At 73.2% G+C, this 21,825-nt stretch carries 22 protein-coding genes; 5 read left to right on the top strand and 17 right to left on the bottom strand.

Annotated elements, in window-relative coordinates; translation table 11 throughout:
• Positions 1–1,202 (top strand): AI-2E family transporter (locus ACFUC1_RS14945; protein WP_379121119.1); only part of this gene is annotated, 1,202 nt, incomplete at its 5' end.
• Positions 1,203–1,396: 194 nt separating this feature from the next.
• Here the strand turns inward: ACFUC1_RS14945 and ACFUC1_RS14950 are convergent.
• The 5 genes from ACFUC1_RS14950 to ACFUC1_RS14970 all read right to left on the bottom strand — a co-directional run bounded on the left by ACFUC1_RS14950 (position 1,397) and on the right by ACFUC1_RS14970 (position 6,380).
• Complete coding sequence (locus tag ACFUC1_RS14950) at positions 1,397–2,590, bottom strand: ABC transporter permease (RefSeq protein WP_379121122.1); 1,194 nt, start codon at positions 2,588–2,590, stop codon at positions 1,397–1,399.
• On the bottom strand, positions 2,587–3,513 hold the full coding sequence (locus ACFUC1_RS14955) for an ABC transporter ATP-binding protein (RefSeq protein ID WP_379121125.1): 927 nt from the start codon (positions 3,511–3,513) through the stop codon (positions 2,587–2,589). The genes ACFUC1_RS14950 and ACFUC1_RS14955 overlap by 4 nt, the downstream gene beginning before the upstream one ends.
• A gap of 175 nt (positions 3,514–3,688) precedes the next feature.
• On the bottom strand, positions 3,689–3,988 hold the full coding sequence (locus ACFUC1_RS14960; RefSeq protein ID WP_310155079.1) for a hypothetical protein: 300 nt from the start codon (positions 3,986–3,988) through the stop codon (positions 3,689–3,691).
• A gap of 89 nt (positions 3,989–4,077) precedes the next feature.
• Complete coding sequence (locus ACFUC1_RS14965) at positions 4,078–5,856, bottom strand: 3-hydroxyacyl-CoA dehydrogenase family protein (RefSeq protein WP_379121127.1); 1,779 nt, start codon at positions 5,854–5,856, stop codon at positions 4,078–4,080.
• A gap of 119 nt (positions 5,857–5,975) precedes the next feature.
• Positions 5,976–6,380, bottom strand: a complete 405-nt coding sequence (locus ACFUC1_RS14970) for a hypothetical protein (RefSeq protein ID WP_379121129.1) — start codon at positions 6,378–6,380, stop codon at positions 5,976–5,978.
• A 106-nt stretch (positions 6,381–6,486) separates the two neighbouring features.
• Here ACFUC1_RS14970 and nucS point away from each other — a divergent pair, with 106 nt between their 5' ends.
• Positions 6,487–7,182: an endonuclease NucS gene (gene nucS / locus ACFUC1_RS14975; RefSeq protein ID WP_379121131.1), complete on the top strand. Its 696-nt coding sequence runs from the start codon at positions 6,487–6,489 to the stop codon at positions 7,180–7,182.
• A 46-nt stretch (positions 7,183–7,228) separates the two neighbouring features.
• Here the strand turns inward: nucS and ACFUC1_RS14980 are convergent, their stop codons facing one another.
• From ACFUC1_RS14980 to ACFUC1_RS15000, 5 genes are read right to left on the bottom strand one after another with little or no spacing between them, the layout of a single operon-like run.
• Positions 7,229–7,852, bottom strand: coding sequence for a histidine phosphatase family protein (locus ACFUC1_RS14980; RefSeq protein WP_379121133.1), 624 nt, complete (start codon positions 7,850–7,852; stop codon positions 7,229–7,231).
• A gap of 49 nt (positions 7,853–7,901) precedes the next feature.
• Positions 7,902–8,735 carry a ketose-bisphosphate aldolase gene (locus tag ACFUC1_RS14985; protein WP_379121135.1) on the bottom strand — a complete coding sequence of 278 codons (834 nt, stop codon included), beginning with the start codon at positions 8,733–8,735 and terminating at the stop codon, positions 7,902–7,904.
• Position 8,736: 1 nt separating this feature from the next.
• The gene (locus ACFUC1_RS14990; protein ID WP_379121137.1) at positions 8,737–9,669 is read right to left on the bottom strand and encodes a 1-phosphofructokinase family hexose kinase; all 933 of its coding nucleotides are present in this window, start codon (positions 9,667–9,669) and stop codon (positions 8,737–8,739) included.
• Positions 9,666–10,622, bottom strand: coding sequence for an ROK family protein (locus ACFUC1_RS14995; RefSeq protein ID WP_379121139.1), 957 nt, complete (start codon positions 10,620–10,622; stop codon positions 9,666–9,668). The genes ACFUC1_RS14990 and ACFUC1_RS14995 overlap by 4 nt, the downstream gene beginning before the upstream one ends.
• A gap of 3 nt (positions 10,623–10,625) precedes the next feature.
• The gene (locus ACFUC1_RS15000) at positions 10,626–11,435 is read right to left on the bottom strand and encodes a DeoR/GlpR family DNA-binding transcription regulator (RefSeq protein WP_379121141.1); all 810 of its coding nucleotides are present in this window, start codon (positions 11,433–11,435) and stop codon (positions 10,626–10,628) included.
• Between the two features lie 245 nt (positions 11,436–11,680).
• On the opposite strand from ACFUC1_RS15000, the gene ACFUC1_RS15005 reads away from it, so the two are divergent.
• On the top strand, positions 11,681–12,583 hold the full coding sequence (locus ACFUC1_RS15005) for an SIS domain-containing protein (RefSeq protein WP_379121143.1): 903 nt from the start codon (positions 11,681–11,683) through the stop codon (positions 12,581–12,583).
• The gene (locus ACFUC1_RS15010) at positions 12,580–13,779 is read left to right on the top strand and encodes an N-acetylglucosamine-6-phosphate deacetylase (RefSeq protein WP_379121145.1); all 1,200 of its coding nucleotides are present in this window, start codon (positions 12,580–12,582) and stop codon (positions 13,777–13,779) included. Before ACFUC1_RS15005 ends, ACFUC1_RS15010 begins: the two co-directional genes overlap by 4 nt.
• 78 nt (positions 13,780–13,857) lie before the next feature.
• Here the strand turns inward: ACFUC1_RS15010 and ACFUC1_RS15015 are convergent, their stop codons facing one another.
• The 3 genes from ACFUC1_RS15015 to murA form a co-directional block, all read right to left on the bottom strand.
• Positions 13,858–15,876, bottom strand: a complete 2,019-nt coding sequence (locus ACFUC1_RS15015; RefSeq protein WP_379121159.1) for a protein meaA — start codon at positions 15,874–15,876, stop codon at positions 13,858–13,860.
• 115 nt (positions 15,877–15,991) lie between these two features.
• A complete protein-coding gene (locus ACFUC1_RS15020) occupies positions 15,992–16,357 on the bottom strand; it encodes an STAS domain-containing protein (RefSeq protein WP_379121147.1) in 366 nt (121 codons plus the stop codon).
• A 124-nt stretch (positions 16,358–16,481) separates the two neighbouring features.
• Entirely contained in the window at positions 16,482–17,765 is a 1,284-nt protein-coding gene (gene murA, locus ACFUC1_RS15025) for a UDP-N-acetylglucosamine 1-carboxyvinyltransferase (RefSeq protein WP_379121149.1), read from the bottom strand.
• Positions 17,766–17,837: 72 nt separating this feature from the next.
• Here murA and ACFUC1_RS15030 point away from each other — a divergent pair, with 72 nt between their 5' ends.
• Positions 17,838–18,464: a cob(I)yrinic acid a,c-diamide adenosyltransferase gene (locus tag ACFUC1_RS15030; RefSeq protein WP_379121151.1), complete on the top strand. Its 627-nt coding sequence runs from the start codon at positions 17,838–17,840 to the stop codon at positions 18,462–18,464.
• A 30-nt stretch (positions 18,465–18,494) separates the two neighbouring features.
• Here ACFUC1_RS15030 and ACFUC1_RS15035 read toward each other — a convergent pair whose 3' ends face one another.
• The 4 genes from ACFUC1_RS15035 to ACFUC1_RS15050 all read right to left on the bottom strand — a co-directional run bounded on the left by ACFUC1_RS15035 (position 18,495) and on the right by ACFUC1_RS15050 (position 21,726).
• Positions 18,495–18,923 carry a DUF2550 family protein gene (locus ACFUC1_RS15035; protein ID WP_379121153.1) on the bottom strand — a complete coding sequence of 143 codons (429 nt, stop codon included), beginning with the start codon at positions 18,921–18,923 and terminating at the stop codon, positions 18,495–18,497.
• A 28-nt stretch (positions 18,924–18,951) separates the two neighbouring features.
• Entirely contained in the window at positions 18,952–19,218 is a 267-nt protein-coding gene (locus ACFUC1_RS15040; RefSeq protein ID WP_310155030.1) for a F0F1 ATP synthase subunit epsilon, read from the bottom strand.
• Positions 19,219–19,350: 132 nt separating this feature from the next.
• A complete protein-coding gene (gene atpD, locus ACFUC1_RS15045; RefSeq protein ID WP_379121155.1) occupies positions 19,351–20,808 on the bottom strand; it encodes a F0F1 ATP synthase subunit beta in 1,458 nt (485 codons plus the stop codon).
• Positions 20,809–20,826: 18 nt separating this feature from the next.
• Positions 20,827–21,726, bottom strand: coding sequence for a F0F1 ATP synthase subunit gamma (locus tag ACFUC1_RS15050; RefSeq protein ID WP_379121157.1), 900 nt, complete (start codon positions 21,724–21,726; stop codon positions 20,827–20,829).
• Positions 21,727–21,825 lie beyond the last annotated feature (99 nt).

Raw genomic sequence — 21,825 nt, forward strand, 5'->3', positions numbered from 1 at the left:
ACCTGTTGACCGACGTGCTCCCCGGCCTCCGGCAGCAGCCGGAGGCCGGCGGGGGCAGCCGGGGCCCGGACGTGCCGGGCGACGGCGCGGTCCTCGAGGGGGCCGGGGCACCGGGCGAGGACCTCTCCTCCGGGAACCAGCGTTACGGCCGCGCCGGCCGGCCGCTCAACCGCCAGTCGCCGTTCTACATGGGGTTCGTCGGCGCCATCGGTGTGCTGACCGCGGTGCTGCTCTGGCACACGCTGGGCCGGCTCACCACGGTCCTGACGATCCTGGTCATCTCGTTCTTCCTCACCCTCACCCTCAACCCCGTCGTCGAGACGCTCACCCGCCGCGGGGTGAAGCGCGGCGGTGCCGTCGCGCTGGTCTTCGCCGGCCTCGTCCTCGTGTTCGCCCTCCTGGGCGTCGTCGTCGTGCCGCCCGTCATCACCCAGGGCGGGCAGCTCATCCAGCAGGCCCCGGACTGGCTCGACCAGATCCTCAAGAGCCGCTGGGTGCAGGACCTCGACAAGCACTACGACCTCGTCGGCAAGATCCGCTCCGAGTTCACCAAGAAGATCACCGACAGCGGCTTCCTGAGCTCGGTCTTCGGTGGCGTCCTGGGGGTGGGCGCCGCGGTCGTCACGGGCATCTTCCAGGCCTTCACGGTCCTGGTCCTCACGCTCTTCCTGCTCGCCTCGCTCCCCCGGGTCAAGCACGCGGCATACGCGGTCGTCCCTGCCTCGCGCCGCGCCCGGGTGATGTCGCTCTCCGAGGAGATCATGCGGCGCACCGGCTCCTACGCCATCGGTCAGATCGCCGTGGCGACCGTGAACGCCGCGTGCTCCTGGATCATGATGACCATCGTCGGGATCCCGTATGCCGCGGTGCTGGCCGTGTCCGTCGGCTTCCTCGGGCTGATCCCCATGGTGGGGGCCACGCTCGGCGCCTCCGTCGTCTGCCTGGTCGCCGTCTTCGACGAGCCGCGCAAGATGTTCATCGCGCTCGCGTACTACGTGATCTACCAGCAGATCGAGAACTACGCGGTGGCGCCGCGGATCATGCAGCGGACCGTGTCGGTCCCGGGCGCCGTGACGGTCGTCGCGGCCATGGCGGGCGGCACGCTCCTCGGGGTGCTCGGCGCGCTGCTCGCGATCCCGGTGGCCGCCGGCCTGCTGCTGCTCTACGAAGAGGTCCTCCTCCCCCGCCAGCGCCGCCACTGACCCGCGTCGGTCCCGTTCGGCCCGGTCGCTGCCACGCCACCGTCCTTCCCGCCGGGCGCGCCACGGGGCCCCGGCCCACGCTCGTCTGTGCACACACGTCCGTCCCTGTGCGCAGGGAGCGGGTCAGCGCGCAGTGGTACTCGGGTCTGTGAGCAGGCCTCCGGGCAGCGGACCGGTCGCGCAGTCGCGCGCCGTCAGGCGGGGTGGGCAGGACGTCGGTGGGCGCGCCGGCCGGTGAGCTCGTGCCACCGGACGCGGTGGCCGGTGATGACGAGCGCGCGGCGGTACACGGCCGCGCCGACCCCGACGAGCAGCACCGCCGTCGCCCCGGTCAGCACCATGGCCGTGACCAGCTCCCAGGCCGACACCTCGCCGCTGGACCAGCGCACCGGCATCGCCAGCGGCGCGCTCAGGGGGAAGAGCGAGATCGCCGTGCTCCAGCCGCTCGTCGGCTGGCCGGTGACCACGATGATGCTGAGCAGGTAGACGATGACGAGCACCGTCGTCACCGGGGCGACTGCCGCGCTCGCCTCGGTCACCTTGTCGACGAGGGCAGCCGCCGCGGCGAACAGGAAGGCGTAGACGGCGAACCCCAGCGCGAACCACACCAGGGCCAGGACGAGGTCGCCGCTCGCGACGGGTGGCAGCCCCACGTAGCCGAGGCGGACCGCGACCGCGAGCGGGACCGCGAGCACGAGCACCTGGGCGAGCGTCGCCGCGCCCACCGCCGACACCGTGCCGACCAGCACCTGGCTGGGACGCAGGACTGCGAGCAGCACCTCGGAGACACGCGTCGACTTCTCGACGGCGACGGCAGAGGCGATGGCGCCGCCGGCGAAGGTGATCGCGAGGTACAGGGCGATGCCGACCCCGTACCCGACGGCCGCGCGCTCGCCGCTGTCGGTGCGACCGACCGTCACCTGCAGGGGCGGGCGCACCGCCGCGATCGAGGCGATCTGTGCCGGGCTCAGGCCGGCGGCCCGCAGCCGGGCCGTGGTCTCGACCGACACCACCGCCTGGGCCACGACCGCGGAGAAGGTCTGGTCCACCCCCGTACCGGTGAACAGGGTGCCGTCCGCGAGGCCGGCCGTCGCGGCGCCGTCGCGCACGGACGTGCGGACGTCCGCGGCGGTGCCGCGCGCGGCATACTCCACGGTGAAGCCCTGGCGGGTGGCGGCCGCGGAGAGTGCGTCGCGCAGTGGCGCGGGGGCCGCGCCCACCGTCGCGAGGGTGTAGCTCGTGGTCCGGTCGAGGACGAGGTGCGGGACGAGCACCGCGGCGGCCGACGCCAGCAGGAGCACCGCCGTGATGAGGCGGTATGCCCGCGAGCGCACCGTCTCGAGCAGGCTCCGCTCGGCCACGAGGGCCGTCCCGCTCCACCAGGTCACCGGGCCACCTCCAGGGTGCGTTCGCCGCCCGCCGCGGCCAGGAAGAGCTCGGACAGGGTCGGCAGCTCGAGCCCGAAGTCGAGGACGGGTCCCCGGGACCGGGCCGCGTCGAGCAGTCGCAGCGGGTCGACGCCGGGCGGCACGGTGAGCCACAGGTCGTCGGCCTGGTCGCTCACGACGTGCACACCGTCGAACGCGCGCAGCCACTCCCTGTCCGGCGACTCGAGCCGCAGCCGCAGGCGGCGCTGACCCGAGGCCGCACGCAGGTGCGACACCGACCCGGCGAGGACGGTGCGCCCGTGGTCGACCATGACGATGTCCTCGCACAGGTCCTGCACGAGGTCGAGCTGGTGGCTGGAGAAGAGCACCAGGCACCCGTCCGCCGCCCGACGCTGCAGCAGCCCGGACAGCTGCTCGACCGCCACCGGGTCCAGGCCCGCGAACGGCTCGTCGAGCACGATGACGTCGGGCAGGTGCGCGAGCGCGGTCGCCAGCTGCAGCCGCTGCTGCAGGCCACCGGACAGCCGGTCGGTGCGCTCGTCCCAGCGGTCCCCCAGCTCGAGCTCCCCGAGCAGCTCACGCGCCCGCTGCGTCGCCTCCCCACGCGCAAGGCCGTGCAGCCGCGCGAAGTGCACCACCTGCGGGCCGGCCGGCATGGCCGGGTAGAGGCCGCGCTCCTGCGGCATGTAGCCCCAGCCGCGCCGGTCGTGGACGTCCTGCAGGCGCCGCCCGTCCAGCCACACCTGGCCACCGTCCGGGACGAGCACCCCCAGCAGGATCCGCATCAGGGTCGTCTTGCCCGCGCCGTTGGGGCCGAGCAGGCCGGTGAGCCGCCCGGCCGGCACCTCACAGCTGACGCCGTCGAGCGCCACCCGCTCGCCGAAGGCGTGCACCACCTGGTCGACCCGCAACCCGTCCGACACCCGTCCACCGTCACGCGAGCGGGTCACCTCCCCACAGGGGCGAACGTCCCTTCCCGAGGCCCGTCACCGGGCGTCTGCGCGCAGATCTGGGTCCCACTGCGCAGGGAGCGGATCCGTGCGCAGTCACACGCTGGACTGTGAGCAGACAAGCGATCAGGGACGGGGACGGGCCGCGTCAGCGGTAGGAGCCGGTGGCGTGGCGGCGGCCGCGGGCCTCCCAGCAGGTGGTGTGCCAGTGCCGGCGGTCGTCGAGCCCGCCGAGGCCGTCGGCCGGCCACGCGACCACGTGCGGAGTGCCGGTCGGGATCGTCTGCTGGCAGCCCGGGCACAGGTACGCGCGCGTCGACCCCTCGCCGGAGACGCGGCGCACGAACCACTCGCCCCCGGCATACGACTCCCGGCGAGGGGCGCCACCGACGGCCCGCTGCAGGTTCAGCGGGACGTCGTCGCGGCGACGGCGGTTGGCTCGGGGCACGGTGCCGATTCTCCCAGAGCCGGTGCCGCCAGGTGGCGCCGGCGTCGCCCGCGTGCCCACGTTGCCGCGGGCGAGAGGGTATGCCGGGGTCAGGCGTAGGTGCGGAAGCCGCGGCCGGTCTTGCGGCCGAGGTAGCCGGCGGTGACGAGGTGCTCGAGCAGCGGGGCCGGCGCGAAGCCGGGCTCGCGGAACTCGAGGTAGAGCTCGCGCTGGATCGCCAGGGACACGTCGAGCCCGACGACGTCGAGCAGCTCGAACGGGCCCATCGGCAGGCCACAGCCGGTCTTCATCGCGGTGTCGATGTCGTCGGCGCTGGCGTAGTTGGCCGACAGCATCTTCACGGCGTCGTTGAGGTACGGGAAGAGCAGCGCGTTGACGATGAAGCCCGAGCGGTCGCCGCAGGAGACGGCGTGCTTGCCGATCCTGGCGCAGAGGTCCTTCACCGTGGCGACGACGTCGGCGTCGGTGGAGACGGTGTGCACGACCTCGACGAGCTTCATCACCTGGGCGGGGTTGAAGAAGTGCATGCCGATGACGTCCTGCGGGCGCTTCGTGGCCGCAGCGAGCTCGACGACGGGGAGGCTCGAGGTGGTCGTCGCGAGGATGGCGCCGGGGCGGCAGATCTCGTCGAGGTTCTCGAACAGCGCCTGCTTGACGGCGAGGTCCTCCACGACCGCCTCCACCACGAGGTCGACGCCGGCGAGCGCGTCGAGGGAGGTCGAGCCGGTGAGGCGACCGAGGGCCTCGTCGCGCGCCGACTCCTCGAGCTTGCCGCGCTGGACGGCCTTCTCCAGGGAGCGGGTCACGCCCGCCGTCACGGCGTCGACCTTGGCCTGGCTGCGGGTCACGTAGGTGACGTCGTAACCCGCCTTGGCGAACACCTCGACGATGCCGGTCGCCATCGTCCCCGACCCGACGACGCCGACGGTCGCGACGGGGCGCAGCGTGGCACCCGACTCGCCGACCGGGCGGGGCGTCAGGGCGTCGTCGACGACCGCGGACGAGCCGGGCTCGGCATACGTGTAGAAGCCACGGCCGCTCTTGCGGCCCTTGAGACCGGCGCTCACCATCTGCTTGATGATCGGGCTCGGGGCGTGCAGGCGGTCCCGCCCCTGCTTGTACATCGTGTCGAGGATCTCGTATGCCGTGTCGAGGCCGATGAGGTCCATGAGGGCGAGCGGGCCCATCGGGTACCCGCAGCCCAGGCGCATGGACGCGTCGATGTCCTCGCGGCTGGCGTAGCGCGACTCGTACATCGAGACGGCGTGGTTGAGGTAGCCGAACAGCAGGGCGTTGGCGATGAACCCGGCCTTGTCGCCCACGACCACGGGCTGCTTGCCCAGCCGCTGGGCGAGAGCCTTGACGTCCTCGAAGACCTCGTCCTCGGTGACGACCGTGCGGATGACCTCGACGAACTGCAGGACCGGCGCCGGGTTGAAGAAGTGCATGCCCACGACGCGCTTGGGGTTGCTCGTGGCGACGGCGATCTCGGTGACCGACAGGCTCGAGGTGTTGGTCGCGAGGACGGCGTCCGGGCCGACGATGGCGTCGAGCTTGCCGAACACCTCCTTCTTGAGGTCGAGGTGCTCCGGCACGGCCTCGACGACGAGCTCGCAGTCGGCGAGGTCGTCCATGCTCGAGGTGAAGTGCACCCGCGAGTGCAGCGCAGCCTGGTCCTCCGCCGAGAGCTTGCCGCGGCTGACCGCCCGCCCGGTCGAGTGCTCGAGGACCCCGCGGCCCTTCTCGACCGCCGCGTCGTCGACCTCGACCGCGACGACGTCGATGCCGTTGCGCGCGAACACCTCGACGATGCCGGCACCCATGGTGCCGAGACCGATCACTCCGACCTTCGTGAACTTCCGAGCCATGCCGGGGAGTCTCCCAGACGCCGGACGCGCCCGGGACCCCCGGGCGGCGTGACGGTCGACACCCGCGCCGACGACCCGCAGGACTCCGTATGCCGCCCGCTCACTTCAGTGGCGCGGCGTCACCACTCGTGGCCGGCGCCGATCAGGGCGGACTCCATGTGGAACCGCTGCTCACGCGACAGCCCGCGGATGGCGGGCGGGACGGGGATGTCGACCGCCCGGCAGTAGTCGCGCAGCGCGTGGTCGTAGGCGAGCCGGGCTGCCATGAGTCGCTCGGCCTTGTTGGGGAGGTCGGACGCCTCGACGTAACGGATGTGGTCCGCGAGGCGGCCCAGCTCGAGCGCCAGCAGGACCGGCGGGATGGGTTCAGGGCGGGGTCGGCGCGCGGCGACGAACGCCTCGGCCCGGTCCACGACCGGGCGGAGGACGCGTGGCGGCCGCCCGGTCGACACCCACCGCATACCGGCCGCGAGCGAGGCGAAGACCAGGGCGAGCCCGGCGACGTTGCCGACGACACTGCGCATCCTGCTCACCTCTGTGCTTCGAGTGTGCGATACCTGTGGCCCGCACGCAACGGCCTTCGCGCACCTGTGACGAGGACGACCCGCGGCCCCCGTAGAGTGCCTCCTCGTGCGGCTCGTGATTGCGAAGTGCTCGGTGGACTACGAGGGCCGGCTCTCGGCCCACCTGCCCCTGGCCACCCGGCTCCTGCTCGTCAAGGTCGACGGGTCGGTGCTCGTGCACAGCGACGGCGGGTCGTACAAGCCGCTCAACTGGATGTCGCCGCCCTGCGCCATGGCCGAGGTCAGCCCGGAGGAGCACGAGGCCGCCGAGGGCGTCAGCGCGGTGTGGGTCGTCCAGCACGCCAAGTCCGAGGACCGCCTCCGGGTGCTCATCCACGAGGTGCTGCACGACTCCTCGCACGACCTCGGCGTCGACCCCGGCCTCATCAAGGACGGCGTCGAGGCACACCTGCAGAAGCTCCTGGCCGAGCACATCCACACCCTCGGGGACGGCTGGACGCTGGTCCGGCGGGAGTACATGACGGCCATCGGACCGGTCGACATCCTGTGCAGGGACGCCAGCGGCCGATCGGTCGCGGTCGAGATCAAGCGCCGCGGCGACATCGACGGCGTCGAGCAGCTGACCCGCTACCTCGAGCTGATGAACCGCGACCCGCACCTCGCACCGGTGACCGGGGTGTTCGCGGCGCAGGAGATCAAGCCGCAGGCGCGGACCCTGGCCACGGACCGCGGCATCCGCTGCGTGACGCTCGACTACGACGCCCTCAAGGGCATCGACACCAGCGAGCACCGCCTCTTCTAGGCCGCTCGTCCGGCCCGCGCCTCTGGCCCCTCCTCAGGCCCACGGATCAGACGACGGAGCGGTCCACCGAGCCGGGCCAGCAGCGCACCGCGAAGCCGTCCCCGTCGACGGCCACCTCGGCCACCCCGCAGTTGGGCAGGAAGGCCGCCGCCGCCAGGTCGGCCCGCACCGCACCGTCGATCCGCGGCAGCACGAACGACATCACTCCCCCGTGGCTGAACACGAGCACCGTCTCGCCGCGGTGCTGGTCGGCGACCGACAGCAGCGCCTCGCGGTAGCGCGCCAGGACCTCGGCCCCGGTCTCCCCGCCCGGGATGCAGCGCCCGAGGTCACCGTGCATCCAGGCCTTGAAGACGGACATCAGCTCGGGGTCGTCGTGCGGGCGCCCGGCCAGCGCGCCCACGGAGAACTCCTCGAGGCCGTGGACGACGACGGAGTCCACACCGAGCACCTCCGCGGCCAGCGCCCCGGACTCGACGGCGCGCTGCAGCGGGCTGGTGTGCACCCGCGCGACGTTGCGACCGCGCAGCGACTCGGCCAGCGTGCGCACCTGCTCGCGCCCGCGCCCGGTGAGCCAGCCGCCCTCGTCCGAGAGCACGGAAGGGTGGCCGTACTCCGCGTCGCCGTGGCGCGCGACCAGCAGCGTCGCCGGGCAGTGCAGGTCGCTCATGCCCCGAGCGTATGCCGCGTGCCCGCCGGTCGCGGGCCCTCGGCCTCGGTCAGCGCAAGGCGAGGAGGGCGAGCAGCCGGGCGGCCTCCGCCCGGACGGCGTCGCGGGCGGGGGCCAGGTAGCGGCGGGTGTCGACCACGCGCGGGTCCGCGTCGAGCACCTCCCTGACGGCGCCGGTGAAGACGCCCTGCAGGTGGGTGGCGATGTTGACCTTCGTCATGCCGGCCCGCACGGCGGCGACGAGCCCGTCGTCGGCGACCCCGGAGGAGCCGTGCAGGACCAGAGGCACGGGCACCTGCTCGCGGATCGCGGCGATGAGCTCGAGGTCGAGGGCGGCCGTCCGCTCGGTCATCGCGTGGGACGTGCCGACCGCGACCGCGAGCGCGTCCACCCCGGTGTCCCCGACGAACGTCGCGGCGTCGCGTGGGTCGGTCCGGGCACCCGGCGCGTGCACGCCGTCCTTGCCGCCGATCTCGCCGAGCTCGGCCTCGACCGCGACCCCGGCGGCGTGGCACTCGCGCACGACCTCACGGGTCTCTGCCCGGTTGCGCCCGTCCGGCAGCGTGGAGCCGTCGAACATCACGGACGTGAACCCCCGGGCCAGCGCCTCGGTGACGAGCTCGCGGGAGGTGGCGTGGTCGAGGTGGAGCACCACCCGGGCCGGCGACTGCTCCGCGAGCGCCCGGGTCGCGGCAGCGAGCGGCGCCAGCGAGCCGTGCCAGCGCACGGTGTTCTCGCTGACCTGCAGCACCACGGGGAGCCCGGCGTCCTCGGCGGCACCCACCAGGGCCTCCGCGTGCTCGAGGTGGATGACGTTGAACGCGCCCACGCCGTGCCCGGCCCGCCGGGCCTCCTGCACCACCTCGTCCAGTCCGACCAGCACCTCAGCGCACCTCCGTGTCCTCGAGCGTGACGAGCCCGCGCAGTCGCGACACGTCCTCGGCCGCCACCTCGCCCGCGACCGGTTGCAGGACGGCCGCTGCCGACCACGCGACCGCGTCGCCCAGCAGGTCGGGCCAGGCCGTGCCGTGGGCAAGGCCCCTGGCGACGGCGGCGACGCAGGCGTCACCGGCACCGGTGGGGTTGCCCCTCAGGGACTCGCGCAGCCCGGCCCGCAGGACCGTGCCGTCGGGCTCGACCAGGACCATGCCGTCGGCGCCGAGGGAGACCAGCACGTGCCGGGCCCCCTTGCGCTGCAGGGCTTTGGCGCCCTCCACCGGCTCGGTGGTGCCGGTCACGGCATACAGCTCGTCGCGGTTGGGCTTGATGACGTCGGGGCCGCTGGGCAGCGCGTCGACCAGCGCGTCGCGCGAGGTGTCGAGGACGACGCGGGCGCCGGCGGCGTGGCCGGCCGCGACGAGCGCCGCGCACCCCTCGCCACCGAACCCGGGCGGGACGCTGCCGGAGACCACGAGCACGGCGGGGCGGTGCACCCGCAGCAGGCGTTCGACGTGGACCACGAGCGCGTCGCGCAGCTGGCGCGGCCAGGGCGCACCTGGCTCGTTGAAGGCCGTGGCGTCGCCGTCATCGGCGGAGACGACGGTGACGGTCCGCCGGGTCGGCAGGTCGCACCGGTGCAGGTCGTGGCGGATCCCGCGACGGTCGAGGTCGGCGCGCAGCGCGTCGCCCGACGCGCCGCCGACGACCCCCGTGGCCAGGACGGGCTCCCCCAGCAGGGCGAGGACGGCGGCGACGTTGACCCCCTTGCCGCCGGCCCGCTCGCGGACCTGGCGCACGCGGTGGCTCGTGTGCGGCACGAGCCGGTCGACGTCGTACGTCACGTCGAGGGCCGGGTTGGGGGTGACCGTGAGGATCATGCGACGTCCCACGCGAGGCAGGCGGCGCCCAGGCAGCCGGCCCGCTCGCCGAGCCGCGCCCGCTCGATCCGGGGCTCGCGCTGGAAGGTGAGCGAGGCGTGGACGGCCTTGCGCAGGGGCGCGAGCAGCGTCTCCCCGCTCTGCGCCAGCCCTCCCCCGACGAGGACGTGGTCGACGCCGGTGGCGGTCGTCATCATCACGAGGCTGCGGGCCAGGGCGGCCACCGCGTGGTCCCAGACCGCGACGGCATCGGCGTCGCCGGCCCGGACGAGCCCCGCGACCGCCTCGGCGTCGATCGGCGCACCGCCCCGCCCCGCCGTGCGCGCGGCATACGCCCGGGCGACGGCGGACGCGGAGGCCACGGTCTCGAGGCAGCCGCGCTGGCCGCACGGGCAGGGCACCCCGTCGGGCTCGACGACGACATGGCCGATCTCGCCCGCCCAGCCGTCGGCAGCCACGACGTGGCCGTCGAGCATGAGGGCTCCCGCGATGCCCGTGCCGAGCGGGATGAAGAGCACGTTGCGCGATCCGGCCGCCGCACCCCAGGCGACCTCGGCCCGCAGGCCGGCGCGCACGTCATGGCCGAGTGCCACGGGCATGCCGAGCAGGTCGGACAGGGGCGCGGTGACGGGAAGGTCGCGCCAGCCGAGGTTCGACGCCCAGACCGCGACGCCCCGCACGTCGTCGACGATGCCGGGGACCACGACCCCGGCCGCCACCACCTCGAGCGGGTCGCGACCCGCCAGTCCGGCCCCGGCCCCGTCGCCCGGGTCGGCGGCAGCGGCCCGGAGCGCTGCGACGGTCCCGGCCACCGCCTGCACGAGCGCGCCCGGCACGTCCAGCGCCGCCGGGGTCGGCCGGGTCAGGGTCACCACCTCGTGGCCGTCGCGGTCCACCAGGGCGGCCTTCATCCGGGTGCCGCCGACGTCGACGGCGGCCACGACGGCGGTCACCGCTCAGACCACCTCCACCGTCACGCCGGCCGCGCGGAGCTCGGCGACGGCGGCGGGGTCGGCGGTGTCGTCGGTGACGACCGTCTCGATGCGCGAGGGCAGGCAGATGCGGGCGAAGGCCCGGGCGCCGATCTTGGCCCCCGTCGCCACGACGACGACCCGGTCGGCCCGCTCGACCATGAGCGCGTTGATGCCCGCCTCGCCCTCGTGGTGGCACATCGCGCCCGCGCCACCGGAGACGGCGTCGACCCCGAGCACCACGGTGTCGAGCCACAGCTCGTTGAGCACCATGGTGGCGAGCGGACCCGACAGCTCGTAGGACTCGGGCCGGGCCACCCCGCCCAGGGAGACGCAGCGCACGAACGGCCGCAGGACCATCTCGGTGGCGATGTTGAGGGCGTTCGTGACGACGGTGATCGCGGGCCGGTTCGAGGACATCGCGAGGTCGGACCGCGCGGCGAGGCGGCGGGCGACGGCGCTGGTCGTGGTGCCGCCGTTGAAGCCCACCACGGTCCCGTCCCGCACGAGGTCAGCCGCGTGGGCGGCGATCCGCTCCTTGGCGTCGTCGGCGCCCGCCTGCTTGTACCGCGCCGGCAGGTCGTACGCGACGGCAGTCGCCACGATGCCACCGTGTGTGCGGGTCACCAGCTGCTGCGCGGCGAGGTCGCTGAAGTCACGGCGCACCGTCGCCTCGGAGACCTTCAGGGTGTCGACGACCTCAGCGACGCTGAGCCGGCCACGCTCGGCGAGCAGGCCGAGCAGCGCGCTCCACCGGGCGCCCCGGTCGAGCGACTTCGCTGAGCCGTTGGCCACGCCTGCTCCCTTCAGCAGCCCCTGATCGTTTTGTTTCGTTTGTCGGGTACTTCACTCACGAACAGGCGACCCTGCCGCACACCTTGGCGCTCGGCCTCCCTCGGCGTCAAGCCGATCCGCACGCACCCACGCGCACAAGGTCCGAACGGCCCGATCAGGGCGCCCTGCGCTTGACTGATCGATTCTGATTGGTCAAGACTCTGAGCAGTCTAAATCACTCAGGCCAAGGTGAAGGAGCCCGACCCATGACCGAGCACGCCAGCCACCTCGCCGCCGAGATCGCCAGCCAGCCCGACGACTGGGTGGCCGTCCTGGGCCGGCTCGACGAGGCCAGGGCGGCTCTCCCCACCGAGGGCGAGCGGGTCGCGGTCGTCGGCTGCGGCACAAGCTACTACGTGGCCCAGGCGTATGCCGTGCTGCGCGAGGCCGCGGGGCACGGCCACACCGAGGCCCATGCCGCGAGCGAGTACCCCCACACACGCACCTTCGACCGGGTCGTCGCGATCTCCCGCTCGGGCACGACGACCGAGGTGGTCGAGCTGGTCGGCCGGCTCGCCGAGCAGGGCCGGCCCACCACGGCCATCGTGGCCACGGCGGGCACGCCGATCCCCGACCTCGCCGAGCGCACCCTGCTGCTGCCCGAGGTCGACGAGCAGTCGGTCGTGCAGACCCGCTTCGCCACGACGACGCTCGCCCTGCTGCGCGCGACCCTCGGCGAGGACGTCGCGGCGTTCGCCGAGCAGGCCCGCGCGGTGCTGGCCGAGGACGAGGAGTCGGCGCTGGCCGGCGTGGCCGACGCCGAGCAGCTCACCTTCCTCGGCCGCGGCTGGACCGTGGGCCTGGCCCAGGAGGCGGCGCTCAAGCTGCGCGAGTCGGCGCAGTTCTGGACCGAGGCGTACCCCGCGATGGAGTACCGCCACGGCCCGATCAGCATCGCCACGACCGGGCGCGCCACGTGGGCTTTCGGCGAGGTCCCGAGCGGGTTGGCGGAGGACGTCCGCGCGACCGGGGCGTGGTTCGAGCACCGCGACATCGACCCGCTCGCGGACCTCGTGCGGCTGCACCGGCTCTGCCTGGTCAAGGCGCGACGCGCCGGCGTCGACCCCGATCGACCGCGCCACCTCACGCGGTCCATCATCCTGTCGTGACCTCGACGCCCGCCGACAGCCCGGTCCTGCTCACCGGCCGCACCGTCCTGCCCGACCGGGTCGTGGCCGATGGTGCCGTCGTCGTCGACGGCGGCACCATCGCGTATGCCGGTGAGCGCGCCGGGGTGCCCGCCCGCTGGGCACAGGCGCCCACCCCGCCCGGCTGGGAGCCGACCGGGACGATCCTGCCCGGGCTCGTCGACGTGCACTGCCACGGCGGCGACGGCGGGGAGTTCGGCACCGACGCCGACGCCGCGACCCGGGCGGTGGCGCGCCACCACCGGGCGGGCAGCACGTCGGTCGTCGGCTCGCTCGTCTCCGCGCCGCAGGACGTCCTGCTCGCCGGCATCGCGACCCTGGTCCCCCTCGCCGAGTCCGGCGACCTCGCCGGCATCCACCTCGAGGGACCGTTCCTGTCGGTCGACCGCTGCGGCGCGCAGGACCCCGACGCGCTGACCGACCCGGACGCCGCGTTCGTCGAGCAGGTCGCGGCGGCCGCCGGCCCGTGGTTCGCGCACATGACCTATGCGCCGGAGCGCGATGGTGCCGACGAGCTGCCGGCGCACCTCGCCGCGGCCGGTGCCCTCGCCGCCGTCGGCCACACCGCCGCCCCGTGGGAGGTGGCCGCCACGGCCCTGGAGCGCGTGCGCTCGGCCGGCGCCCGCGGCGGCCGGCCGCTGGTGACCCACGTGTTCAACGGCATGCCGCCCCTGCACCACCGCACCCCCGGGCCCGTCGCCGCCGCGCTCGCAGCCGCCGCCCGGGGCGAGGCCGTCGTCGAGGTGATCGCCGACGGCGTGCACCTCGCGGCCGGCACGGTCCGGATGGTGTTCGACACGGTGGGCGCGTCCAACATCGCCCTCGTCAGCGACTCGATGTCGGCCGGGGGCCTCTCGGACGGCGAGTACACCCTCGGCGGGCAGGCCGTCCGGGTCGTGGGCCGCGAGGCCCGGCTGGTCAAGGACGGGTCGCTCGCCGGTGGCGTCTCCACGCTGCTCGAGCAGGTGCGCTGGTGCGTCCGGGAGCTGGGCATCGGCCTCCTCGACGCCGTGACGGCGGCGAGCCGCACCCCGGCCGCCGCACTGTCGCTCGAGCGCGTCGGCGCACTGGCGGCCAGGCAGCACGCCGACCTGCTCGTCGTCGACGGCGACCTGTCGCTGCTCCGCGTGCTCCGCCGGGGCTCCTGGCTCGACTGAGACCTCACCGGCCCCCGCGCCCGGGTGCGGGGCGGGTCGGCGGCCGCGCCGGTCCTCGGCGGCCCCTTCCCCGGCAGGTCAGGCCGGCTGGGCGGCCAGGGCCGGCAGGCCCCGCGAGGCCCGGATGACCTGCACGAACCGGCCCATGATCTCGGTCAGCCCGAAGTCCTTGGGGGTGAAGACCTCGGCCACCCCGAGCTGCTTGAGGGCTCGCGCATCGGCCTCGGGGATGATGCCGCCGACGATGACCGGCACGTCACCCGCGCCGGCCCGCTCGAGCCCTTCGAGGATCTCCGGCACGAGCGCCATGTGCGACCCGGACAGGATCGAGATGCCGACGAGGTGGACGTCCTCGGCGACGGCCGCCGCCACGATCTGCTCCGGAGTGAGCCGGATCCCCTGGTAGACGACCTCGAACCCGGCGTCGCGTGCCCGCACCGCCACCTGCTCGGCCCCGTTGCTGTGCCCGTCCAGCCCCGGCTTCGCCACGAGGACCCGCAGCCGCTCGCCCAGCTCCTCGCCCGTGCGGCGCACCTGCTCGCGCACCTCGCGCAGCTCCGCGCTCCCCGCCTCGCCGGTGATCCCGACGGAGCCGGACACGCCCGTGGGGGCCCGGAACTCCCCGAACACCTCGCGGAGCGACTGGGCCCACTCCCCCGTGGTGACGTCGGCGCGTGCGGCCTCGAGCGAGGCGGCCATGAGGTTGGTGCCCGTACGCGCGTCCTCGCGCAGGCGCGCCAGCGCGGCCTGCGCGCGCTCCCGGCGGCCGGGGTCTGCGTCGCGCTCCTCGCGCCAGCGGCGGACCGCCTGCGCGGCCTTGACCTCGACGTCGTGGTCGACGGTCTGGATGGCGGCGTCGAGGTCGGCGGTGAGCGGGTTGGGCTCGGTCGTCTCGAACTTGTTGACGCCGACGACGACGTCCTCGCCGGACTCGATCCGGGCCCGGCGCAACGAGTGCGACGCCACGAGCGCGGACTTCATGTAGCCGCTCTCGACCGCGGCCACCGCCCCGCCCATGTCCTGAACGCGGGCGATCTCCGCGCGCGCCCCCTCGAGCAGCTCCGCCACCTTGGCCTCGACGACGGCGGACCCGGTGAACAGGTCGTCGTACTCGAGCAGGTCCGACTCGTACGCGAGGACCTGCTGCATCCGCAGCGACCACTGCTGGTCCCAGGGCCGGGGCAGCCCGAGCGCCTCGTTCCACGCCGGCAGCTGCAGCGCGCGGGCCCGGGCGTCCTTGCTCAGCGTCACGGCGAGCATCTCCAGCACGATGCGCTGGACGTTGTTCTCCGGCTGGGCCTCGGTGAGCCCGAGGCTGTTGACCTGGACGCCGTACCGGAAGCGTCGCTGCTTGGGGTCCTGCACGCCGTACCGCTCACGGGTGAGCTCGTCCCAGAGCGCGACGAACGCGCGCATCTTGCACATCTCCTCGACGAACCGCACGCCGGCGTTGACGAAGAACGAGATCCGCGCGACCACCTCGCCGAACCGCTCGGGCGGCACCTGGCCCGAGTCGCGCACCGCGTCCAGGACCGCGATGGCGGTGCACATGGAGTATGCGATCTCCTGCACGGGGGTCGCCCCGGCCTCCTGCAGGTGGTAGCTGCAGATGTTCGTCGGGTTCCACTTGGGGATCTCGGCCACCGTGTAGGCGACCATGTCGGTGATCAGCCGCAGCGAGGGGCCCGGCGCGAAGACGTACGTCCCCCGCGACAGGTACTCCTTGATGATGTCGTTCTGCGTGGTACCGGCGAGCGCACGCACCGCCTCCGCAGGGTTCCTGCCCTCGGCGGCGGCCTGCTCCTCGGCCACGACCTGGTACATCGCGAGCAGCCACATGGCGGTCGCGTTGATGGTCATGGAGGTGTTCATCCGGTCCAGCGGGATCGAGTCGAACAGCGCCCGCATGTCCCCCACGTGCGAGATCGGCACGCCGACCTTGCCGACCTCGCCGCGGGCGAGCGGGTGGTCGGGGTCGTACCCGGTCTGGGTGGGCAGGTCGAAGGCGACCGAAAGGCCGGTCTGGCCCTTGTCGAGGTTGCGTCGGTAGAGCGCGTTGCTGGCAGCGGCGCTGGAGTGGCCGGCATACGTGCGCATGACCCAGGGGCGGTCGCGCTGCGGACGGGCGGGCGCGGCGGCGTCGGGCACGGGGACGTCGGTGGGCTCGGCCATGGGCCGAAAGTACCCGCGGGTAGCCCGCGCAGGGAGGGGCTCAGGCGGTGACGGCCACCACAGGCGCCGTCTCGTCGGCGTCGCGGAGCACGAGCGCACGGTCGAGCCGTGATGCACGCAACAGGCGCCCGGTGCGCTCGGTCATGTCGACGACCGCGAGGCGCCGACCGGCTCGGCGAGCCCGGTTGTAGGCCTCCACCAGGACCCCCAGACCGGTGGCGTCACCGATCTCGGCGCCGGCGAGGCGCACGTGCACGTCGCCGTTCCCGGTGTCGATGATCTCGTGCAGCAGCAGCCGGACGTCGGGCACGGAGTGGACGTCGATGCGCCCGGTGATGGCGACCTCCTGGCCCCCGAGCACCGCGCGGACCGCGACCGGCAGTGTCCCCTCGCTGCTGACCGACATGCGAACCCCCTCGTCCGTTGCAGACATTCACCCACACCGACGGTCCGCGAGGGGCCCACGGTTGTCGCGGGCATGGTCAAGATCCGGTAACGGCTCCTCCGGCCGCGCGGCCGGCGGCGGTGGGTCAGAGGTAGGGGACGTCGTCGGGCTCGCGGGTGACGTCGGCCCCGAGGCCCTGCATGGCCTCGGCGAAACCGGCGTACCCGCGGTCGACGTGCTGGGCCCCGCTGACGGTGGTGACGCCGTCGGCCACGAGACCGGCGATGACGAGCGCCGCGCCGGCCCGGATGTCGCTGGCCTCCACCGGTGCGCCGGAGAGCCGTTCGACCCCGTGGACCATGACGTGGTGGCCGTCGATCCGGGTCTCGGCGCCGAGCCGGTTGAGCTCCTGCACGGTGCGAAACCGGGCCTCGAAGAGGTTCTCGGTGATCATGGCGGACCCGTCGGCGACGGCGTTCGCGGCGAGGGCGAACGGCTGCAGGTCGGTCGGGAAGCCGGGGTAGGGCAACGTCGCGACGTCGAACGCGGTCGCACGCCGGCCGCCGGTGTCGACCCGGAACCCCCGGGCGGTCGGCTCGACCGTGGCGCCGCTGGCCCGGACGAGCTCGAGCGCGGCCGTCAGGTGCTCCGGCACGCCGCCCACCACCTCGACGCTCCCACGGGTCGCGACCGCCGCGAACGCCCACGTGCCGGCGGCGATGCGGTCCGCCACCACGGCGTGCTCGGTCGGGCGCAGGGCGTCGACGCCCTCGATCTCGACGACGGACGTCCCCGCACCGCTGACCCTGGCCCCCATCGAGTTGAGCATCTCGGCGAGGTCGACGATCTCCGGCTCGCGGGCGGCGTTCTCCAGGCGGGTCGTGCCGCGCGCCAGCACCGACGCCGTGAGGACGTTCTCGGTGGCGCCGACGCTGGGGAACTCGAGGTGGATCTCGGCCCCGGAGAGGCCGCGGGGCGCCTCGGCGACGAGGAAGCCGTGGGTGACGTGCACGCTCGCGCCGAGCGCCTCGAGCCCGGCTGCGTGCAGGTCCAGGCCGCGGGAGCCGATGGCGTCCCCGCCCGGGACCGCCACGTCGGCTGCCCCGGTGCGGGCGACCAGCGGACCGAGGACCGCCGTCGACGCGCGCAGGGCGCGGACGAGGTCGTAGTCGGCGCGGTGCCCGACGACCTCAGGGACGTCGATCTCGACCACGCCGGCCGGGGCGTCGTAGTCGACCGTGCAGCCCAGCCGCCGCAGCAGCTCGGCCATGATCGTCACGTCGAGGATGGCCGGCACGTTGGTCAGGCGGGTCCGGCCGACCGCCAGCAGGGCGGCCGCCATCAGCTTGAGGGCGCTGTTCTTGGCGCCCCACACGGGCACCTCGCCCTGCAGGCTGGCACCACCCACGACATGGAATCTCTCGGCCACCGGCACACCCTACCGACGGCGCAGCCCCCGGCCCGTCGCCGAGGCCCCGCTCCCCCGGCATACGCTCCTCCCATGGTGAACCTGACGCGCATCTACACCCGCACGGGCGACGACGGCCACACCCACCTCGGGGACATGAGCCGCACGAGCAAGACCGACGTGCGGCTGCTCGCGTACGCGGACACCAACGAGGCGAACGCCCAGATCGGCGTCGCCCTCGCCGCCGGCGACCTGCCCGAGGACGTCCGGGCCACGCTGCTGCGGGTGCAGAACGACCTCTTCGACGTGGGGGCGGACCTGTGCACGCCGCTGCAGCCGGAGTACGAGTTCCCGCCGCTGCGCGTGCAGCAGCAGTGGGTGGACGAGCTCGAGGCCGACTGCGACCGGTACCTCGAGCGGGTCGAGAAGCTCCGCTCGTTCATCCTGCCGGGCGGGACGCCGGGCTCGGCGTACCTGCACGTCGCCACCACGGTCGTGCGCCGCGCGGAGCGGGCGGCCTGGGCGGCCATCGACGCCTACGGCGAGCAGCCGGGCGACGGCACCAAGGGCCACGGCGGCGTCAACGTGCTCACCGCGAAGTACCTCAACCGGCTGTCCGACCTGCTGTTCGTGCTGGCCCGCGTGGCCAACCTGCCGATCGGCGGTGACGTGCTCTGGCAGCCCGGTGGCGGCCGGGCCGAGGACCCCTCGAAGCGCTGACCACGGGCCCGGGCGCTCGCGCAGCGGGGCTCAGGCGACGTTGACGTTGAAGCCCGGCGGCGAGCTCTCGAGCCAGCTGCGCATGGCGGTGTATGCCGCGGGGGCCAGGGCGACCGCGAAGGTGTCGGCCCGGTAGCGGCACTCGACGGTCACGGCCTCGGGCAGCCCCGCGATCGGGCTGGCCGGCGGGTGGGGCGGCCCGAGCTCGAGCAGCGGGCGCTCCCAGGTGCGGGCCGGCCGCGGCGAGGGGCCAACCAGGGTGAACCACTCGAGGGCGTTGCCCGAGAACCGCAACAGCCCCAGGCGGTACTGGGTACCACCCTGGGGCCGGAGGGCGCAGAGCATGAGCGGCGCGCCCGAGGAGAGCAGCCGCCGTCGTACGAAGATGTACAGCAGCGCCGTCAGGACGAGCACGATGAGCACGCCGGCAAGGATCTCCCCGGAGACCACGAGCGACATGCGAACCGCCCTTCCTCGACGCCCCGGGTCAGCCGACCTGCGAGGCGTCGACCGCCTCCGCGACGATGATGACCTTGTCCCGGTCGACCGACAGGAAGCCGCTGTCGATGGTGGCCGTGCTCGTGCCGCCGGCGGACTTGATCCGCACCTCGCCCTCGACGAGGACGCCCAGCAGCGGCGTGTGCCCGGGCAGGATGCCCAGCTCGCCGTCGACGGTGCGCGCCTGCACCATGTCCGCCTCGCCCTCCCAGACCTTGCGGTCCGCGGCGACGAGTTCAACCTGCAGGGTGCTCACGGGATCCTCCGTTGGTACGGCACGTGTCGTGCGACGTTCTCACTCTATCCACCCGGCGCCGGGGACCGACGGCCGGTGTGCCGTGGGGCCGGCCGAGCGGCCGGCCCCACGGTGACCCGCTGTGGTGCTGGGTCAGAGGTTCTTCTGGATGTCGGCCCACTGGCGCTCGACGTCGTCGAGGCCACCGCACATGAAGAACGCCTGCTCGGCGACGTGGTCGTACTCGCCGTCCGCGATCTTCGTGAAGGCCTCGATGGTGTCGGCCAGCGGGACCGTCGAGCCCTCGATGCCGGTGAACTGCTTGGCGACGTAGGTGTTCTGCGACAGGAACCGCTGGATGCGACGAGCGCGGTTGACGAGGATCTTGTCCTCCTCGGAGAGCTCGTCGATGCCGAGGATCGCGATGATGTCCTGCAGCTCCTTGTTGCGCTGGAGGATCTGCTTGACCCGCACCGCGGTGCTGTAGTGGTCCTCGGAGATGTAGCGGCGGTCGAGGATCCGGCTGGTCGAGGTCAGCGGGTCCACGGCGGGGTAGATGCCGAGCGAGGCGATCTCACGCGAGAGCTCGGTGGTCGCGTCCAGGTGGGCGAACGTGGTCGCCGGCGCCGGGTCGGTGTAGTCGTCCGCGGGCACGTAGATCGCCTGCATCGAGGTGATGGAGTGGCCACGGGTCGAGGTGATGCGCTCCTGGAGCACACCCATCTCGTCGGCCAGGGTCGGCTGGTAGCCCACCGCGGACGGCATGCGGCCGAGCAGCGTCGACACCTCGGAGCCCGCCTGGGTGAAGCGGAAGATGTTGTCGATGAAGAGGAGCACGTCCTGCTTCTGCACGTCGCGGAAGTACTCCGCCATCGTCAGTGCCGACAGGGCGACGCGCAGGCGGGTGCCCGGCGGCTCGTCCATCTGGCCGAAGACCAGGGCGGTCTGGCCGAGGACGCCGGCCTCCTCCATCTCCACCATGAGGTCGTTGCCCTCACGAGTGCGCTCGCCAACGCCGGCGAACACCGACACACCACCGTGGTCGCGCGCCACGCGGGCGATCATCTCCTGGATGAGGACGGTCTTGCCGACGCCCGCACCACCGAAGAGGCCGATCTTGCCACCCTGGACGTACGGGGTGAGCAGGTCGATGACCTTGATGCCCGTCTCGAACATCTGGGTCTTGGACTCGAGCTGGTCGAAGCTCGGCGCCGAGCGGTGGATGCCCCAACGCTCGGTGACCTCGAGCTTCTGCCCCTCCTCGAGGTTGAGGCAGTCACCGGTCGCGTTGAAGACCTTGCCGAGGGTGACGTCGCCGACCGGCACCGAGATCGGGCCGCCGGTGTCCTGCACCTGGGTGCCGCGGACGAGTCCGTCGGTCGGCTGCAGCGAGATGGCGCGGACCATGTTGTCGCCGATGTGCTGGGCGACCTCGAGGTTGAGGTTCTTCTCCTCGCCCTCGAGCACGACGGTCGTGGTGAGCAGGTTGTACTGGTCCGGCATCGCGTCGGCGGGGAACTCCACGTCGACGACCGGGCCGATGATGCGGGAGATGCGACCCACGCCACCCGGGGTGGCCTGGGTGCTGTTCTCGGTGACAGTGGCAGTCATTGGTTTCTCTCTACCTTCTCAACTCGCGTCGGCGAGGGCGCTGGCGCCGCCCACGATCTCGCTGATCTCTTGGGTGATCTCGGCCTGGCGGGCCTGGTTGGCCAGCCGGGTGTACTTCTTGATGAGCTCTTCGGCGTTGTCGGTGGCGGACTTCATCGCCTTCTGGCGGGAGGCCAGCTCGGAGGCGGCCGCCTGCAGCAGGCAGTTGTAGATGCGGGCGCCGACGTACTTCGGCAGCAGCGCGTCCAGGACCTGCTCGGCGCTCGGCTCGAACTCGTACAGCGGCAGCACGTCGTCCGGGTCCGGGGCCTCCTCACCCTCGACGACCTCGAGCGGCAGCATGCGGATGACGTCCGGCTCCTGGGTGACCATGTTGACGAAGCGGGTGAAGACCACGTGCACCTCGTCGACGCCGCCCTCGTCGTAGGGCTGGTTGAAGGCGGCCACGAGGGACTCACCGATCTCCTTGGCCACGTCGAACGTGGGCTGGTCGGTGAACCCGGTCCAGTCCTGGGCGTACTCACGCTTGCGGAACTTGTAGAAGCCCACCGCCTTGCGACCCACGAGGTACGGCACGACCTCCTTGCCGGCCTCGCGGAGCTCGCCGATGAGGCGCTCGCTCTCCTTGATCACCGAGGAGCTGTACGCACCGGCGAGACCACGGTCGGAGGTGATGACCAGGACCGCCGCGCGGCGGACGTCGTCGTGCTCGGTGGTCAGCGGGTGGTCGACGTTGGAGTACGTCGCCACGGCGGACACCGCACGGGTCAGCGCACGGGCGTACGGCGAGGACTCCTTGACCCGCTGCTGGGCCTTCACGACGCGGGAGGCTGCGATGAGCTCCATGGCGCGGGTGATCTTCTTGGTCGCCTGGACGGACCGGATGCGCTGGCGGTAGACCCGCATCTGCGCTCCCATATCTGTGCCGCCTCTCCTTGGTTCTCGTTCGGTGGTGGTGTGCCGGTGGCCGGCGGCGGCCGGGGGGGCCGCGGGGGCGCACCCGGCAACCCCCAGACC

This window comes from Pedococcus sp. NPDC057267 (assembly GCF_042668795.1).
Classification (GTDB): Bacteria; Actinomycetota; Actinomycetes; order Actinomycetales; family Dermatophilaceae; genus Pedococcus.